The organism is Serratia sp. JSRIV004 (assembly GCF_019968705.1).
GTDB classification, from domain to species: domain Bacteria; phylum Pseudomonadota; class Gammaproteobacteria; order Enterobacterales; family Enterobacteriaceae; genus Chania; species Chania fonticola_B.
On sequence record NZ_CP074140.1, the window covers coordinates 5,001,868 to 5,020,623 of the forward strand.

At 42.8% G+C, this 18,756-nt stretch carries 15 protein-coding genes; 5 read left to right on the forward strand and 10 right to left on the reverse strand.

Going from position 1 to position 18,756, the window contains the following annotated elements:
• Nucleotides 1–32: 32 nt before the first annotated feature.
• Nucleotides 33–1,859 (reverse strand): glutathione-regulated potassium-efflux system protein KefC, encoded by a 1,827-nt coding sequence (kefC, locus tag KGP21_RS23780; protein WP_223498362.1) that lies wholly within the window; start codon nucleotides 1,857–1,859, stop codon nucleotides 33–35.
• The gene (kefF, locus tag KGP21_RS23785; RefSeq protein ID WP_024530853.1) at nucleotides 1,852–2,409 is read right to left on the reverse strand and encodes a glutathione-regulated potassium-efflux system oxidoreductase KefF; all 558 of its coding nucleotides are present in this window, start codon (nucleotides 2,407–2,409) and stop codon (nucleotides 1,852–1,854) included. Before kefF ends, kefC begins: the two co-directional genes overlap by 8 nt.
• Nucleotides 2,410–3,161: 752 nt before the next feature.
• Between kefF and KGP21_RS23790 the strand changes: the two genes are divergently transcribed.
• The 5 genes from KGP21_RS23790 to KGP21_RS23810 all read left to right on the forward strand — a co-directional run bounded on the left by KGP21_RS23790 (nucleotide 3,162) and on the right by KGP21_RS23810 (nucleotide 7,946).
• Complete coding sequence (locus KGP21_RS23790; protein WP_223498363.1) at nucleotides 3,162–3,752, forward strand: helix-turn-helix domain-containing protein; 591 nt, start codon at nucleotides 3,162–3,164, stop codon at nucleotides 3,750–3,752.
• A gap of 32 nt (nucleotides 3,753–3,784) precedes the next feature.
• On the forward strand, nucleotides 3,785–4,036 hold the full coding sequence (locus KGP21_RS23795; protein WP_024530851.1) for a hypothetical protein: 252 nt from the start codon (nucleotides 3,785–3,787) through the stop codon (nucleotides 4,034–4,036).
• A 118-nt stretch (nucleotides 4,037–4,154) separates the two neighbouring features.
• The gene (locus KGP21_RS23800) at nucleotides 4,155–5,888 is read left to right on the forward strand and encodes a pyridoxal-dependent decarboxylase (protein ID WP_223498364.1); all 1,734 of its coding nucleotides are present in this window, start codon (nucleotides 4,155–4,157) and stop codon (nucleotides 5,886–5,888) included.
• 1 nt (nucleotide 5,889) lies between these two features.
• Entirely contained in the window at nucleotides 5,890–7,131 is a 1,242-nt protein-coding gene (locus KGP21_RS23805) for a pyridoxal phosphate-dependent aminotransferase (protein WP_223498365.1), read from the forward strand.
• A 278-nt stretch (nucleotides 7,132–7,409) separates the two neighbouring features.
• Nucleotides 7,410–7,946 (forward strand): NADPH-dependent FMN reductase, encoded by a 537-nt coding sequence (locus tag KGP21_RS23810; protein WP_223498366.1) that lies wholly within the window; start codon nucleotides 7,410–7,412, stop codon nucleotides 7,944–7,946.
• 220 nt (nucleotides 7,947–8,166) lie between these two features.
• Here KGP21_RS23810 and KGP21_RS23815 read toward each other — a convergent pair whose 3' ends face one another.
• From KGP21_RS23815 to KGP21_RS23850, 8 genes are all read right to left on the reverse strand, one after another.
• Entirely contained in the window at nucleotides 8,167–9,117 is a 951-nt protein-coding gene (locus KGP21_RS23815; protein ID WP_223536370.1) for a fimbrial protein, read from the reverse strand.
• Between the two features lie 47 nt (nucleotides 9,118–9,164).
• Nucleotides 9,165–11,597, reverse strand: a complete 2,433-nt coding sequence (locus KGP21_RS23820; RefSeq protein ID WP_223498368.1) for a fimbria/pilus outer membrane usher protein — start codon at nucleotides 11,595–11,597, stop codon at nucleotides 9,165–9,167.
• A gap of 20 nt (nucleotides 11,598–11,617) precedes the next feature.
• Entirely contained in the window at nucleotides 11,618–12,331 is a 714-nt protein-coding gene (locus tag KGP21_RS23825; RefSeq protein WP_223498369.1) for a molecular chaperone, read from the reverse strand.
• Nucleotides 12,332–12,340: 9 nt separating this feature from the next.
• The gene (locus tag KGP21_RS23830; protein WP_223498370.1) at nucleotides 12,341–12,880 is read right to left on the reverse strand and encodes a fimbrial protein; all 540 of its coding nucleotides are present in this window, start codon (nucleotides 12,878–12,880) and stop codon (nucleotides 12,341–12,343) included.
• A gap of 385 nt (nucleotides 12,881–13,265) precedes the next feature.
• Entirely contained in the window at nucleotides 13,266–15,704 is a 2,439-nt protein-coding gene (locus KGP21_RS23835; RefSeq protein ID WP_223498371.1) for a fimbria/pilus outer membrane usher protein, read from the reverse strand.
• Nucleotides 15,705–16,065: 361 nt separating this feature from the next.
• On the reverse strand, nucleotides 16,066–16,539 hold the full coding sequence (locus KGP21_RS23840) for a hypothetical protein (protein ID WP_223498372.1): 474 nt from the start codon (nucleotides 16,537–16,539) through the stop codon (nucleotides 16,066–16,068).
• A 56-nt stretch (nucleotides 16,540–16,595) separates the two neighbouring features.
• Complete coding sequence (locus KGP21_RS23845) at nucleotides 16,596–17,072, reverse strand: hypothetical protein (protein WP_223498373.1); 477 nt, start codon at nucleotides 17,070–17,072, stop codon at nucleotides 16,596–16,598.
• Between the two features lie 339 nt (nucleotides 17,073–17,411).
• Nucleotides 17,412–18,149 carry a molecular chaperone gene (locus KGP21_RS23850; protein WP_223536372.1) on the reverse strand — a complete coding sequence of 246 codons (738 nt, stop codon included), beginning with the start codon at nucleotides 18,147–18,149 and terminating at the stop codon, nucleotides 17,412–17,414.
• Between the last annotated feature and the right edge of the window lie 607 nt (nucleotides 18,150–18,756).

The window sequence follows — 18,756 nt, forward strand, 5'->3', positions numbered from 1 at the left end:
AATCAGTGATGACTAAATACTAAAGAGTCAGACTATGATGACTTACTTTCTACCGTTCCTTTCCAACCAGTTCGTTGTGCGCTGACGAGGCCAGCGTGATCCTGTTCTAGCGCTGCAGAAAGTAAGTCCTTTGTTCTTTTAAACGTTGTTATTCGCAGTTCATTATCTTCATAGTTATCAAGTGTTTCTTCTAACATTTTAAGATTATAACGACGGAATATATCTGCCCTCTCTCGGGCTTCATAAGGATCTAGGCCCATGAGCTCTAGCGCTTTTCTACCAAGAAGCATCGAACTTTCAAAAGTTTCACGCTCTGGATTTTCTACCCCCAACTTGCGTAACTGATACCAATGGTCAGCATCACGTGCCCGAGCGATAACTTTCATATGTGGGTAATTATCTTTAACCAACTCTGTCAATTGTAAGTTCGCACCGACATCATCAATCGCATTGATCAATATTTTGGCTTGTACAGCACCTGCTGCTTCTAACAGTTCAAGACGTGTTGTGTCACCATAAAAGACTTTAATATCAAACTTACGCAAGGTTTCAATGTGGTCAGGATCGTGATCCAGTATGATTGCACGTACACCATTAGCTAACAAAAAACGCCCCGCGATCTGACCAAAGCGGCCAAATCCTGCAATAATCACACTGGCATTTTCTTCATCGATCACATCATCAGGTCGATCGTCTTTTTTGACGCGACTCTCTAGCCGTGTATATAGAATTAATAATAGTGGAGTGATAACCATAGATAGAGCAATCACGAGAGTCAATGATTTTCCCCATTCTAGAGATAATACCCCCGCCAATTGCGCTGTACCAAATATCACAAACGCAAATTCACTCCCCTGTCCCAGTAAAATGGTAAAGAGTCCGCGCTGACGCTTAGCCACCTTAAGCACAGGCGATATCAGCAAAAGCATCATCGCTTTCAACAGCATAAAGCCAATAAGCAACAAAGCGATCAATGAAGGATCTTGAAACAAAATCCCAAAATCGATCGACATCCCGACACCGATAAAGAAAAGCCCCAACAAAAGACCTTTGAACGGCTGGATATCACTTTCAAGTGCATGGCGATATTCTGAGCTAGCCAACAGCACACCAGCCAGGAATGCTCCCATTGCCATCGACAAGCCGGACATTTCCAGAAGAATGCCAAAACCGAAAACCAAAAACAGTGCGACGGCGCTGAAAACCTCACGCATACCTGAACGTGCGACAAATCGCAGCAACGGACGAGTGACATAACGCCCAAGTAACAATGCAAGAGTCAGAGCCCCGAACACCTTTGCCGCAGACAAAATAAAAGCACTCAGCGTTGTTTCCCCAGGACTACTCACCAAAAGAGGGATCATGGCAACCAGTGGAATAGCTGCGATATCCTGGAATAAAAGTACCGAAAAAGCACTACGACCAACCGGCAAAGGTGTCAAATTACGTTCCCCCATTGCTTGCATCGCAATAGCTGTAGAAGACAGGCCTAAGGTAAGACCGATCAGAAGCGCAACATTCCAGTCAAGACCAAGCAAATAACAGAAAACACTAAGTGAAGCACCACAGCAAAGCATCTGCAGGCTACCACCACCAAAAACGGATGCTCGTAATTTCCATAAACGCTGTGGGTCTAATTCCAGACCGATAATAAACAGCATAAGCACAACGCCAATTTCGGCGAAGGTAAGGATGGACTCAGCATGCGAAACAAACCCGAACCCCCATGGGCCAATAATACATCCTGCTATCAGATAGCCCAAAACAGAACCTAATCCGAAACGAACCGCAATAGGCACAAAAAGTACCGCAGCCCCCAAGTAGATCAAGCCCTCGGTCATCATCGTGTGATTATCCATAATTTTCTTCCCGATGAGCATCCCCAGTATAAGATGACTGGTAATTCAACAATAAATTCCTGTAGGCTTCGCTATTCTTAGCAAGGGCATTATCATCAGAACAATATGTATTATGTACTGAAAAAGGTGGAAGCCATTTCATGCCGCAATAAATAGCCGTAGCCTGAAGCGGTTGTGCCAACGCATCAAAATGTGGATATTCGCCGATGGCGAAATGCTCTCGAGCACCACCACTAGTGACAGCCCAAAGCAACCACTTATTTAACAGTGCGTTGCCACCATGGCCATAAGCCCAACCGTACTCTAATACTTTATCGATCCAAAGCTTAAGCAGCGGTGGTAAACTATACCACTGCATAGGATGTTGTAATACGATAATATCGGCTGACGCCAAAGCATGCTGCTCAGCTTTGATATCAATATTGAAGTCTGGATAAATGTCATATAAACTACGAATTTCCACATCATCAATATCTTTGACAGCCTCTAGAAGATTCTCATTGGCTCGAGAATACCGAGGGTAAGGATGCGCATAAATAATTAGTATCACTTTTACTCCCTCTCACAACAGCAGGATATTTCACCCATGTGTCCACTATATAGATTTATATTCCCAAAAAAATAAACAAGCCTCAATCGCGTGAATATTCAATTATAATATAAAATAAATAATGAAATCAAATCAGGCTGAGTAGTAAAGCACCACTATTCAAAACCCTAAATCAATCAATCAATCAATCAATCAATCAATCAATCAATCAATCAATCAATCAATCAATCAATCAATCAATCAATCAATCAATCAATCAATCAATCAATCAATCAATCAATCAATCAATCAAGACTGATTATAAACTATAATAATACTAAATGTCAACATACTTTTGCAAATCATAACCACTTCTCATTCTTCAAGAACATCAAAAAAAGCACTTTTAATACAATAAAAACAATGAATTAAATACAATCAACGCAACCGGTAACGCCAGCAAACCTACGTACGAACTGAAGCCTGAAATGAGATTGTCCGATTAAAATTCCCAGCATCGCTTACATCCTGAAATTGCGTTGCAAATACAATACCCCTTCCAATAATCAGCTATTAAAATTAGGATTTCAAACTACAACTCTTTGTTTTCATCACCTTAAATAAAAACAACATGACCCTTAGTAGAGCTTTTCAACCAATGCTTGCAGTTTTACAGCAGCAAAAAATCAATCAATCACCCTTGACTGATTGATTTTTGTAGGTGATAATAGATTTACATTTTTTTGAGTACAAATTGCGGGCAGGCTTGGAAAATGTTATCAAAAAACTTGGCGATGGTTTTCCAAAAACTCTTAGTGAATGAGCTCCATATAATTCAGGGTAAAATACCCACTCATTATATTAGAGATGGAAAGAAAAGTGCAATACTGCTCTTAAGCGGTAGCGTCCTTTTGAAAAGAATGACTGATGACATAATCATCAGTGAGATAAAAGCCCCTTTTGTTTTTGGTATTCATGAGGCTATCTTTAACAAAACAAACTTGTATATAAAGCCACTATCTGAAAGTGTATTAAAAACTGTTGATTTCGATCTTTTTTACCAAAACGTTCCACCGGAAGTTATGACAAATATTTGTGCAAAATTAATTGACATATACCAAATTAGAGATGAAAGCGTTATATGTAGTTCAGTTTACGATTGCATAAAAAAATGTCTAGAGGACATTAACTCTCTTGAGGGAAATGAAAAATACAATATTTCTATATTCGGTTATATAAAAGAAAGGAATAAAATATCCAGAAGCTCGATATCTAAAGTTATTAGAGAGCTAGAAAGAGGTGGGTATATAAAGACTAAAAGAGGAAAACTATTAAGTTTGAATAAACTGCCAAAAAAATTCTAATGATACGCACTCTTTTAAGGAATATGAAAACCATGAGATATAACGAGATTGATGAGCTTTTGATTGAAATAAGAAGGCTTAGAATGGTTGAGAATGCATTGCTTCATCATTCCTTCGGTATACATTACCAGATAAAAACATGCGGAAAGTTAATTAACTCCACAAATGACCCATCAGTATTACATGACCTTCTAAACCTAGAGAGATTTTTAATCAGTGTTAAAGACACCGGAAAACTCATAGATTATTACGATTGCGGCAACTTCAGGAACCATGAAAATTAAGTATGTCAAAATAAATTTAGCCTGGAAAAGCGTATTAAGTAAATCAGATTTCAGCGCACATGTATTCACCTAATTATTCTAACTCTATTTTAATTGCCTTGTTACCGAAGAAACCTTAATGCGACAGAAACACATTAACTCCATAATAAAAAATGAAATTACTCTGAATATGCTAAAAAATCTAAGCCAGCAGTCTACACCAGATGAACCAAAGCGCTTGCAGTCTCTGATTGACTATACACGGAAATTAGACCTGCATGTGCAGCAATTTGCTCGTTCAGACCAAATAATGCTACCCGAACTAAATTTTGCCCCCAATGCACTCATCAATCTTGGTCCAAAGTACCCCGCACGACCCTTCTCTTATTTTGATGTACTCGCGCATGAAGAAAATGAGGTCCCTCTTGACGACGCCAAATTACTTAACGAAGTAGCACGCTACTTTCGAGGTGCTATCCGCCCGCAGTCAAAACACGCTTTATTTAACATGCTTCCAGCCCCCAGTGTGGAAGCTACCGCAGCTGCTTGGCTCGCTACAGCCTACAATACAAACAGCCTGATGGACGCATTTTGTGGCGAAGCATTATTGATCGAACAACAAATAGCGCGGCGTATAGGACGCTGGGCTGGCTGGACACAGGCTATGGGAATAGCCTGCAACGGTGGTAAATTCACTATTATGTACGCAATTAAGTCAGCACTGAGTCGTATTGCGCCAGAATCGCTACTTAGTGGTTTGCCACATGACCTGATTATTCTATGCAGTGAAGGAGCACATTACTGTGTAGAGCATGCTGCCAGCCTACTCGGGCTAGGTTCAAACAACTGCCTGCGTATCCCCAGTAACGCTAATGGACGCATGTGCGGCCATGCCTTACAACACCTACTTCACGAGCAGCATGCTAACGGGCGCAGGGTCGCAGCGATCGTGTGTTCTGGTGGAACCACAATCAACTTCAACTGTGAAGACACTCGTGAAGTACACGAAATCGTCGAGGCGTTCGCACGAAAACATAATTTGCAGGAACGTCCCTATCTGCATCTGGACAGTGTTATTGGCTGGCTATATCTGAGCCTCCTTGATGCCAATCATGAGCTATTGTGTAAATTAGTTCCTGATATACGAACCAGAGCACGTATTACCGAAGTGCTACAACGTATGCACAGTCTAAGTAATTTTGATTCACTCGGTGTGGATTTCCACAAGAATGGCCTGTGTCCCTACGCGAGTAGCTTCTTTGTGGCCCGAGACCACCGCTTCATGGACGAGCTCGGCGACGGAAACTATCACTATAGCAACAAAGATTTTCATTATGGTCAGTTTCGAGCCTACCGCTACACCTTTGAAAATTCGCGGCCAAACCAAGGTATTCTGGCAGCATGGGTCAATCTTAATCAGCTTGGCCGTCATGGCTACGCCACTTATCTTGCCAGTCTGCACGAGGCTCGTAACTCACTGGCAGATGCTCTCGAACGCCACGGTCTGTTCCGTGTACTTAACCATTCGAGCCTAGGATGGGAAGTAGTTTTTGAGGCTCCATTTGATTCAGAGCTAATCGCTTTGGCTTCTTCCTACCAAGATCTTGCAATGCTTTTTATGCAGGAATGCTGGGATCGTGTCAATGCGGGTTACGACCTACCGCACTTTAGTATCGTACCGGGTTATCCCGTTAACAATGATCCTAAAACTATTATCTGCGGCTTTCTTCTTTATCCGATGCAACAACATAGTGATCAAGTATGGGACGAAACCGTGGCATTGATTGCCGCGCAATTCCATGACTTCCAGACTCGTTTACGCGCACAGCCTCGCAACGTTGCCAGAACATCGTTCGAAAAACCGATCCGCTGATATGAGAACAGTAACCATGCCTCCCTTGAACAATACTATGCCCCCCGACGCTTTCACCCTACTCAAAGCCATGGTAGAAGGCTACCGTTCGAAACAGAATGCATCTGACTTCGTCGGAGTTCCACTATTGGACCTGTCGATTGGCAACCCCGACATTGCACCGGAATTACAATGGCGCGAGCGCCTGCAACACTTTGTCAGCCGTAACGATCTGCACGGCTATGGCGAGTTCCGTTACGATATATGCCGCTATTTGCGCGAGCGCTTCACAGCCTACTACCAGCGTAGGTTTTTACCAACTGATGCACCAGTTTTACTCGATCCAGACCGCAATGTAGTCAATCTTCTCGGTTCAAAAGAAGGGATATTTTACAGCCTGCTTGCCTGTTTAAAGCCAGGAGAGACTGTGCTTATGCCAGAGCCGTCATATACCGTCTATCAAAGTTGTGCCCGCCTGATAGGCGCACACGTGGAATTATTTACCTGCGACGAATTAGGCCAACCAGCGCTGGAGTCGATTCGTTCAGAGCAGTTACAGGATGCACGTGTGATAGTGATCTGTTCGCCGAACAATCCCACTGGAGTGGAATTATCATCGAGCAAACTGAAAAGCGTCTTGGATTTCGCTGAGCGCCATGGACTTTGGGTTGTCATCGATCGAGCCTATGCGGAGATTAGATTCGATCAAACACCTAACAGCTTACTCAGTGGTGCGGCATTACCGGCTTCAGGAGCGCTGTCGCGCGTGCTGGAGCTTCATAGCCTGAGTAAATCCTGTGGCCTTGCGGGTTGGCGCATCGGTTTCGCCGCCGGGGCACCAAAATTGATAGAAAAAATCCGTACAGCCAAATTTAACATCGACTTTGGCACCTTCTTGCCACTGCAATGCGTAGCGGCAGAGATGCTTGATGAATTGGAAAATATCGCTGCACGTAACAGCGCCATCTATGCATCACGCATGCGTAGATTTGTAGATACTGCAGCATCACTAGGTTGGCAGATACCACCGTCGCAAAGCACTTTCTTTCTTTGGGCTCCATTACCACCAGGTTTCGTAGGAAATGACATGGAATTTGTAGAGGCCTTACTGAATGCCACTGGTGTGCTGGTCGCTCCCGGTAGTGGCTTCGGGCCTGGAGGTTCAGGCCAAGTACGTATTGCGTTGGTACAGTCCGAAGAGGTGCTTGACGAAGCACTCCAGCGGTTGAGCAAGTGGCATATTCTGTGTGTGTGCAGCCGCTGATATAAAATAACGCGTTGTCTTTATTGTCAGTTAAGATCCTGCTTAAAATCACATTAAGCGCAGTGAAAAAATTATCTATGTGTAAAATAATTCAGGCTACATAACATACATACAGAAAGTCGTTAGGAGGATAGCTAACTATGTAGATCCGCAGGCCGACACTCAGAATGTGCTGATTAATTCAGCACAGCCAACACATTATATTAAATATGATGTGTTTAAGGACACCTATATTCAAAGGTGATAATTGAAATCTTTTTTAATTAAGGACATTACAAATGACTATACTTGCTTTTGCTGCCAGCACTAGTTCCAAGTCTATCAATAGAAAACTTGTGATTTATGCAGCAACTTTTCTTGAGCAAGACGTTGAGATTGTGGATCTGAACGATTTCGCTTTACCTCTATTTAGCGAGGATATTGAGAGAGAGCTGGGCCAACCGGCAATCGCCAGAGCATTTATTGACAAAATAAAATCCTCAACCGGGGTAATAATTTCTTTTGCAGAACATAATGGTTCATATAGTGCAGCATATAAGAATTTATTTGATTGGTGTTCTCGCATTGAAACCAAGGTATTCCAACAAAAGCCGGTTGTTTTTCTTTCGACATCACCTGGCACACGTGGTGGAGCTAGTGTATTAGAAATCGCTTCCCGCTCAGCACCTTTTTTTGGCGCTGAGCTTGTAGGTTCCCTGGCCATTCCGAGCTTTCATCAAAACTTCGATCAGGCAAGACAGTCATTAAGTGATCGTGAACTAAATGGAAAGTTAATAATACTCATTAATGAGTTTAATAATGTAACAGCTCGCTAAGTAGAGATACCAGCTTGCTCGATATATTTTTGAGCATTTGTGATCATAAGTAGATTGGATGCTCTCATTTAACCGTTACCAACGTAAGGAATGGGAGTATCCGTCATTGCGACAAGGAATAATAATCATCCAACACACTTTCAATTTAAGTTCTATCTTCTAGGGTAAAGCGGATTTTTAAACCCAGGAATGTTAGATGATTGATTACCACTGGGAAGCATCATCTATAAATAATATCAACATTTGCTGTCCCTTGTACAGCCCCACTCGTTGCCTGTGCACCGGATGAATAATAGCCAGCATTGAAAGAGATATTATTTGAACTGGAATTTTGCAGAGGGAAAACCAGGCCATTATTTATCTGGACATTCGTGTTTGTGGTTAATATTATACCCACACCTCCTGCCGGGCTAGTGGTAGCAGTATTGGGTATAATATTAGTCCCTCCTGCCCAAGATAATTTAAGGGAAAGTTTTCCTACTACGTTCGAGCAATCAATAGGGAGATTGACAGATACAGGCGTTCCAAAGGCCCCAACACTCTGACTTATCATCGCAGTAGGCAATGTCACCGTTGTTACTACAGGCACAGAGCATGTATTTAGGTTCAAGTTTACCGAATTCCCTGCTACTGCATTAATAGTAAAAACTGATGTACCTCCCCCAGAATTTGTCACCCCAAAATTAAATTGGCCTAGTGATTGTCCTGATGCAATATTTAATGACTTCCCTTGCGTCATATATAGGCCAAAATATAAAGGAATTCCTTGCGCACTAGTATTATATGTATAAACAGGTGTATTCATACCCAGTGCTCCTGTGACAGTAACAGGAGAACCACTACTACCAATCACCCACCCACTGATGCCACAGCTTGCTGGGCTCCCTGTGCAAGTACTACCAACCATACTCCCGACACCAACGAGAGTCAAAGCATCGGTCCCTGAGCTTGCCTTGCAGGAAATAACATTATTAAAATTTGATAGATTCAATAAATTATTACCACTTGTATTATAAGCTTGCGGGCTATTAACATTTACAGACAGATTAAACGAATATCTATTTGGAACAGTATTATACTGCCCGCCATTCCAAGAACACTGTATGGCATAAGAAAAGCAGGGCATTGCCAACAGAGACAATAAAGAGATGAGTCTGAAAAATGTAATCACCATATCACCTTATATCTTAAAATAATTAATGTGACAATAGCCAGATGTTAACTTCGACATTCTGATGATAGGAAATAAATTCCAGCATTGAGGTGATCTTCAGAGAGTAAATAATCAACATAGCAGATTTTTTTCACCTCAGCGCCCCACTTCACCTGCAACTTACCAGACTCATCAAGACCGGCCAGATATACCTGCCCCTGCTCCCCAACCGTGTCTATTATCGGTGTACTTTCCACTACCCGAGAAACTTGTGCACCAAACGGTACAAACCCATCTTTAGTCGAAAGAGTGAAAAGCGCCCGTTGTCCCCCTTGTACTTTGTAATTGGCTTTTACAACTGCAGCACGAGCTGGAATCACCTTTTTTACGGAGTCAATAAAATCATATTGATTAGCAGAAAGGACATCAAGGTAGATATCATTCTCACGATAGGGTGTTACATAGGGAACAATAGCATAACCATTTAGGTCCGTTTTAATTGCCGTGAAGTTACTCACTCTTATACCACTGACTCCATTGGTATCAACAAGTGCTACCGTTTCCCCCAAAACCTTGCCTGCTGTTATACCGCCAGCATGGGCCACTACACCACCGGACATGGAATAATTCACACGCCTTTGATAATCATTATCAGAAAAACCCAAATTCATCATGGCATAAGGGCCATCGTAATTTGCGCTGGTCGTATAGGCGCGACGCAGATCGTGCTGTATGCTCCAGTTAAGATTCCTCTCCTCTAATGTTGTACCATTTAATGCAACGCTTTGAGCAAGCGTTTTACCGTTGCGGATCATATTATACCCGATAGATCCTGAAGTAAGTTTTAGCGGTATAAAAATGTTAAACGATAATGAGTCATCCTTAGCTCGGTGTTGATTTAATGTACGGCTGTAATTCAGAGAAAAATTAGCCGTCTTAAAGCTATTATAATACCCGACCTGAAAACCACGAAACACATCATTACTGTTCCAGTAATCTTCATTCACAACACTCAGATTTAAGGATCCGGCATTTTTCCACAGTTGCTGACTCAGCGTCAGGTCTGTCCGGTTGCGGCGTTTTTGACGACTGACCCAATCCATGTCATTTGTATAAGTATCAAAAAGCTCTGACATATTATAGTAATCGCTACTTGAGTAGCGATAGCTAGCCGCAGAAAACGATGTCCCGCTCTCTGGTATACTTTTACTGTACCTCAGCCTCAATGACTGGCCATTTACTGTGTCGCCATAGCCTGTTTTTGATCTTGCTATAGTCACATCTGCCGAAACAGCGCCAGCGCCCCCCAGATTGCTGCCAACTCCTGCTGAGATTGCAGTGTAAGGGGAAGAGGTCTGAATACCACCATAAACAGTCAGACCGCCGGGCGCACCATAACTACCTGATACTTCGCTAAAATAAAAGTTTTCAGCGGAAGAATCATAGGAACGGAATCGGCCGGAGGTCAGGTTGTATTTAAACATGCCTTCACGCATCAGCACCGGTAATGAGGCAAAGGGGACAATGAAATGCTGTTCACTACCATCACTTTCTTTAACGGTGACATTAAGATCACCACCGGATCCTGTTGAATGAAGATCGTTGATCTCGAAAGCACCTGGCGGGACGACGTCCTGATAAATAATAAAACCGTTTTGACGGATCACTACTTCGGCATTGCTTCGTGCTATTCCGCGCACAACGGGGGCATACCCTTGCAACCCTGCTGGCTGCATCCCCTCATCAGAGCTCATCTGCACGCCTCGAAACGAAATACCATCAAAAACGTCTGATCCTGACACCCCATCCCCAAACAACAGGCGTGATTTAAGCGGTATAATGTCGCGCTGAACATAGTTATAGACAGTATTCCATTCGTCACCCTTATCATCCTGACGCCATGTCGTGTAGTTTCGCAGCCGCCAGGGACCTGCATTAATACCGGGACGGAGATTGGCAAATAAAGTATTCCCTCCGGCATTGTTCAACTGATGAGAAATATTTTCTACCCCACTGATGTTATAATTTAACAGCAGGGCGTTGACTCCCTGATTGTAAGACGCAGGTGAAACATCTCTGCCGGTGCGAGAAAGGTATTTCTGAGGGAGAGAGACCATCAGCTGTAACCTGTTCTGATCAAACGTTACCCCAGCCCCTTGAAGGGAACGAATATCAATGCAGGATTGATTCAACATTGTTACCGTATTAATCCCTTTCTCTTTAATACCAAAATTAACAAGATGCCGTTTGGTTATGCACGGAGTTAATTTTTTTTCATTCAGAACAAAATTGAATATCTCTTTGCCTAAGTAATTACCATTAACGTACAAGTCCACTTTGTACTCACCGGGTAAAAGAATGTTATCACTGAATAAGGAAAGATCTATATTGGCTGCATTGTTCACGTTGCCCAGCATTGAAGGTTTGAACGAATATCCAGCATAACAAACAGGAACAAAATAAAGCACAAGAGAAACACTACAGGTTAATCTTTTCATTATTCAGCACGCTATGCAACCTAAGGGAGTTGAATTATTTTTTGAGTATAAGTAGCACTCTCGCCACCATAATCATTTACAGTTGAAAAAGTAAGCATATTAGGCCTTTTATTTTTTCTCAGTTTTATTCTTGAGGATGAAAAAGGCAGGATATAGCTAATGTCATCCACCTCCTGTCCATCAACAGCAATCTTATTGAAGCTCACAACAAAAGGCGTAGGGTTTTTAACCTCTATAAACTCATTTTTATAAATCCATTCTAGCTTTTCAGGATTCCGTTCTGTATCTTTCCCCCAAAGCGATGCCGGTCGATATATTACCTTAAGAACATTCTTCACTATAAATATCAATTGGTCTGGTTCTTCCCCCCCAGAAGAAGGCAGCGACGGAATAGCTTTGATATTCAACCAGAACAATGACTCCTTACTATCAGGGAGCGACTTTTCAGTGAGAATAATACGCAATGTATTTATTTTACCAGGGTCAATGCGTGAAAGCGGTGGTGTTACAAAGAAAGGCGTCTTCTGAGTATCACCGGGTTTTTTTTCAACCCATGATTGCACTAGATATACCGCCTCATCAGGGTTATGAACGGTAATCACTGCCTCATTTTTGTTACCATCCATAACAACCCGTGTTCCATTGATAATCACTGTTGCTTCAGCCTCACTTGGCAATGCAAGTGAGGCTAAAAAAGCAAGACCCAAAAATGCCAAAGGAATATGTGAGTGCATATCCATTTCTCAATAGGTCATTGTTAACTGTACAGTTCCTGTATAGCTACCGGGAGTAACAGGGATAGCTGTTGAAACATATTGTGCAACTAAACTGAGGGGCACGGTAGGGGTTAGCGGCAACAAATCACCGGATTTGACAAACGTTGTACCATCACTACGGGTAATCGCAATACCGGCATTTGTTGCTGATGCTGCCGCTGTTGTATTAGGTACAGTGTTTGCGGTTGATGGAGCAGCACCACCAGCGGCGGTCAGATAAATCACCTCAAGGTTATTAGGTTTAGTAGTACCGCAAGAACTGACTGTGAACGTCAATACTTTTGAATCTCCAGCTAACGTTCCTGCAGTTGAGAAGGACTCGGTACCTATCGGGTCAAACGATATTGTCGTTGCGTTTGTATTTGACATACCAGCGCCATTTAAAGCTAATTGGCAAGTACTTTGTACTACAGAACCGGTGAACTGTATTGTACCATCAACCGCAAAAGCGGCCTGGCCAGATGATAATAGAATACATAACAAGCCTGATACTTTTAATTTTTTCATTTTCTCACCTTTCAAATACTCATTTGAATTTGTCTATCACCCTTCAATTAAAGCCAACGCCTGCCTAAATGTCAATGATGCCAAATGATTAAAAAAGAACAATCCATTAGCTTCCATTTCTTTACATTATTACTTAAAGTATGCCGAGTATGAATACACACAAAAGTGGTAAAGCACATCATGTCATAAAAAATTTTACTAGATATGCAATGGCATATACTTTCTTTTTTTCATTTTTATTCTGGATATTACTAGTATTTTCAATTTTTTTACTAAAAAAATGTGCAGTCTGATAAAAACTATCATTCATGAGCCAACGAGGGAACTCAAGTTTATTAACATCTTTCAACAGAGAAAAAATATATTGTCTCGGCATTACCCTTCCCTACTTGCAAATGCCTTGTATCTCATACATACCTGCCAGGTTCTTTTCCATAGATAACTCATAATCCACCAAACAACGCTGGTGATCACCTTTCCCCCACTGCACACGCAGGCTACCTTGCTCTGGGATACCAGTAAGATACACCTGTCCTTCAGCCCCAACCATGCCGGCGTTTCCCTCAGCCTTATCCGAGTCCAAGCTAGCAATCGCTCCCAAAGGGATTGCTTTGCCATTTGGGCGCTTTAGTGTCAGTAACGCGCGAGCACCGCTTCGGGTAGCGAATTTGGCCCGTACCACAGCACCTTCGGTTGGCACCACCCGCATATCGAACGACTCCAATGCCGCGTCGTCAGACACCGTCGTCGGATCCAGTGCGATCCGGTTTTCACTATACGGCTGCAAGGAAGGAAAAACAGTGTATCCGCGAAAGTCAGTCCTCACCCCGGCTCTGGATTGGGCAGCAACCCCAGCTGCGCCTGGCGCTTCTACCAATGCTACTGTCGTCCCCAGACGCTGTGCCAATGTCACTCCAGCGCCATGTGCCAATACACTCCCCGCTACACCATAATCCAAGCTTCTGTTGTCGGAACTGTAACCATAACGTCCGTTCACCTCGCCATATCCTCCCCGGTATCGCAGATTTGCACTACTGTTGTTACTCTGTTGACGGTTTTCAGTGATATTTTGTTGTACCCCCCAATTCAGTTGTCGATCAAGGGCTAAACCACTGAGACTCATATAATGATTAGCAGGGCCGAATGATGAGTGATTCAGACTGTAACTGAGTGAGGCATTACTCAACCAACGCGATAATGAAATACTTATATTCAGGCTGACCAAACGCTCTGTCTTATCCTTGATGCTATCGTTTGGGTAGCGATTCAATGTACCACTTACCCCCCAGGATATATCCTGCCATGATGAACCATAATAAAGACCGAACGACTCCCGGTTCAGCTCCTGCTGCCAATATCCCTCTCTAAGCCAGGTGAGCGAGACGCTCCCCCACCTAGCCAGTTGCTGACTAGCCTGAATACTGAATTGATCCCGTTGGCGTTCATTCACTTTGACACTATCGCTATCCCCAACGCTCACTACTTCAGCCAATGACCAAAAACCCATAGAGTCGTACTGTAGCCGGCTGAGTGAAAAAGTGGTTCCCGTAGCTGCCAGCGAATTACTGTAGCGTAACCGCCAGTATTTCCCCCGTTCATTCTCCCCGTCCTGCCAATTCACCTGAGACTCGGTCATATCCACAGATAGGGCTCCCAAATGCCACAACAGTGAACCAACGCCAAAAGTTGTTGCCAAATAATCTCGGCTACTTTGTACTCCTCCATAAGCGGTTATGTTCCATGGCAAACCATAGATCGCAGTCACTTGCCCAAATCCTGGAGTTTCATCATCATTAGTGGGCATGGGCCAGTATCGTCCTGCGGTAATTGCGTATTGAAATGCACTCTGGCGTAAGAATATCGGTAACGAGGCGAAAGGCACTACTATGTTTTGTACACTGCCGTCTTCTTCATACACGGTGACATTGAGAACACCACCACTACTTACTGCGGTCAGGTCATTCAAAGCGAAAGCCCCTGGCGATACAGTGCCGGTATATATGATAGTTCCATTCTGTTCTACCTGAACCCGCGCATTAGTGCGAGCTATCCCACGAATAACCGGGGCATATCCTCGCTCACTGTAGGGCCGCATATTATCATCCGATATGATCTGCCCCCCCAAAATGGGAACGCTGTCAAACAGGTTAGGCGAAGTATAGAATTCCCCCAGCGCGAGTTGGCTATCGAGATGATACAGCCCCTTCTTGGCGTTGGTTTGACCAATTTTCCATGCACCTGATTGATTACTGCTTTGTTGCCAAGTGGAAAAATTGTGTACTCGCCAGCCTCCTAAATTCAGCACGGACTGTAAATTAGCGTAGTGATTTGTGCTTTGCGGCCTATCACGCGGCATCATGCGCCGACCATTAAGCAAGTAATTCATTCGAAAGGCAGTAATCCCCTCATCCCAGAGCTCTTTAGGCACCTGACCTGAGGTCGATTTCCGTAATGCTACTTGAGGGATGCTGAGTTTCAATTGCTGGCGTGCAAAATCAAACTGAGTGGTTACACCTGTAATGGCACTGAGGTCTATGCACTGAGAAGTTTCGTCTTCTTTTGTCAACATTTCTGGGTAGTCGTCAACCAGCACACCGTACCTTAGCAATATTTCCCTGCTAAAGCAGGGGGATAGTTCTTTCTTTCCTTTCTTGGCTACAAACACTATTTCACGTGAGTCCACCCGTTTGCGGTTAAGAAAGATATCAACCCGATAGGGGCCGGGTAACTGGGCGCCATCCTCACTGAATAACGCAATGTCTACGCTATCAGCTTGATGATTACCAAGCAAAGCAGGGTCGAAACGGTAGGTTTTTTCGGACAACACCGGCCCACTGTAGATACCGGTGAGTAACACTAATAGGGTAAGATTGGACGAGGGACAGAGTTGATCCAACCGGCGTTTACTCACATCTCCTCCAATCCATAGAAAAAACAATGTTCATGATTATGGACATTTAGCATAAGACCTTTTCAAAATGCTATTATTGAGTAATATACCTAGAACAATTTCATTTAAATATCATCGACCTATTTTTTAATTAGCACATCAACAATTATGTGAAAGTGAACAGAGAGAACACATAAAACTGGCCAGGTAAGTAATTGTATACACTTAATTCCCTGATGTAATATACCTCAATAAATACTAAGAGGATTAATGCGTCCTAAGCTGATACAGAGCGTTAATCGCCATATATGGAAATAACAAATGTACCTTTATATACTCCTGGCGGTGCAGTCATATTTTGAGCAACTTTCAATGGGAGATCTAATTCACTAACAGAAGAAACATTCGCTGACGTCACTAAACCAGTGAGTAAGTGGTTAAGTGATGGTGTAGCTCCTATTGTGAACAGCAGCTTTTTATTTGGACTGGTCGGGTTTTTAAGGTAATAGTTACTGCGATTACCAGGTTGTGTAATGGTAATCTTCTGTATTGGTGTACTCACACTTGTAGAAACTTGCAACGTACCTAACACATCCCCAATTGACAACGTCGTACTCGAATGCGCAGGGCCAGGAATATATTGAGCAACCATATACGTTGCCATTGCAACAGGAACTTCGATTTTTAATGGTGATGCTCCAATAGGCTCAGCAAAACTGAACTGTGGGAACGCCAAAATCGCGAGTAGCGAGGCGCAGTTTTTTTTCATACAATTTACCTCAAGAGCGGACTGCAATAGCAGTCCGCTCTTAATTTACTTAAAAATTAAGCGCTAAATACAGACACAGTAAAGGTACCGCTAAACACATCTGCAACTGGCGTACCATGGGCATAAACCGTTAGATACTGCTCTTGTGCCGGGCTCACGACTGTCGACGTAGTGTTACCATCGGCAATGCTCGATGTAACTTCAGTCATGGCGCCAATAGTGATAGGTAAAGATGTACCGGAAGTTGAACCACTCAACGAGAAAGTCGCAGCGGGATTGTTCGGGACAATTTTAACCGTGTTGATATTCCCTGCGCCAGTAGTCACTAAGTGGATGTTACCAAGCACAGTACCAGGAGATACAGCCCCTGCAATCAAGTCAGCTGCTGGTTCAAATACAGAAGTCAGCGTAGAAGGAGCAGCAATTGGCACCTCGATATTCAGGGTGCTGTTCGTGCCAATCTGGGTAGCAGCCATTGAAGCAACAGAAAATGAAAGACCAGCAATAAGTAATGCAACTTTTGATTTAAACATTAGATGTCCTTTGATATAATATCAAGCTCAGATTACAGCGAATAGAGTCAATAGACTTGATTTCGCCAAAACATCCATTCAACTGCTAATTTTCTTCCTTGGTTCACCACTGCAATGGTGAACCAGGTTCTAAATCAGCTTGTAGAATGACAGTTAGAACAGGAGTTCCTTTTAAGGTGGCCCCGTGGATAAATGATTTTGCAGACGGTTAGAGCGCGTAAGTTTGCAACACAGGTAACCCTTTACTCTCAGTTCTAGGCCAGTATTCATTTGAAGTGTTTTTTCACAGTGCCTACCCATTATTTTAGCCATATATATCTTTCCTCTTAACTCGCTCTGTTAACGTATTACAGCATCAGCAGGAACACTCTGCCCGCCAAAATCATTTATCGATTGCCATGTTACTTTTCCACCTACCTTTGCGCCTTCTGGTAATGAAAATTGTGCTGAAGCAAAAGGAGCAACGTAACTCACATCTGGCACAATTACACCATCAATCTTTATTGACGAAAAATTAACATAGTATGGCGAAGTGTTTTTAAGCTGAAGTTTTCCTTCTCGCCACTCCCAATCAAGCCCTTTAGCCAAACTATCTTGGTTTTGGCCACCTAAGTTTTTAGGTCTATACAGTAATTTAATACAATTATTAACTGAAATCTGAATATTGGAACTCACAGCATCATTCTTAGCTGCATTGTCATCATCTTCTTCTACAGGAGGAATCGCTTTAACACACAACCAGTATAAATGCTCGCGTTCGGCAGCTTGTGTTTTACCGATGTAGACTATCCTGAGAGTATTATCCTGTTTGCCATTTAACCGGAATAATGGCGGAGTGACCGCAAACGGTGCCGAAGCCTTTTTATCTTCCGCTATCACAGTCGGTTGGATCAATATAGGGAAATCATGCTCATTCTTTACAGTGATGGTCGAACCACCTTTCTGACTTTCTTTATATATCACTCTTGAACTATTTAGCGTCACTGAATACGTCTGGCTTGCGGAAATTGCCACATTTGAAATGGCAAATAATGATAGTAAAGTCGTAGAGAACAAACTAGGTTGTGTAAATCTCACGTGACGAACCTCTCGCTAAGTGTCTTTACTTAATAATGAATTGTTAACCAAGTTTAAGGTTAAAATAAGCCCGGAGCAGGAAAGTTTCTCGCCATCCTTTAGAAGCTCTTACTAGTATTGGATTCTCTGATTGATTACTTGGTGTTCCTTAATTTTTTCTCCAGGTTACACTAGATAGCTGCTCAGTTACTGATAGATACATTAGCACTCTACTTTGTAACACTAAAGTAAAAATAATGTGTAAAAATGACCAAATCACGCTCATTTGTGATCTGGTGGGTTACTGGGCTAACTCAGAAGCCTTTAAGCAAGCAACATCACACCACGGTAGCAACGCGCAAGATTACAAGCAATTTGTGATAAATCATTGGTTATTCTCCCTTATAACGCATATTGACCCACCTCAATGAACGATCCGTTTTAGATTAGGGGCTCAGTTGCCACCGGTCCGCATCTTGAAGTAGCTTTAGTAAGCTAGGCTTCTCATTGATTGAATGAGCGTTACACTCGGATACAGAAACAATTTTTGGAATCAGTATCAACGTAACCAAACGGCGAATTCATATTGTTAACAAAATTCTGCTACTACATGCTGTCCTTCTTCAAA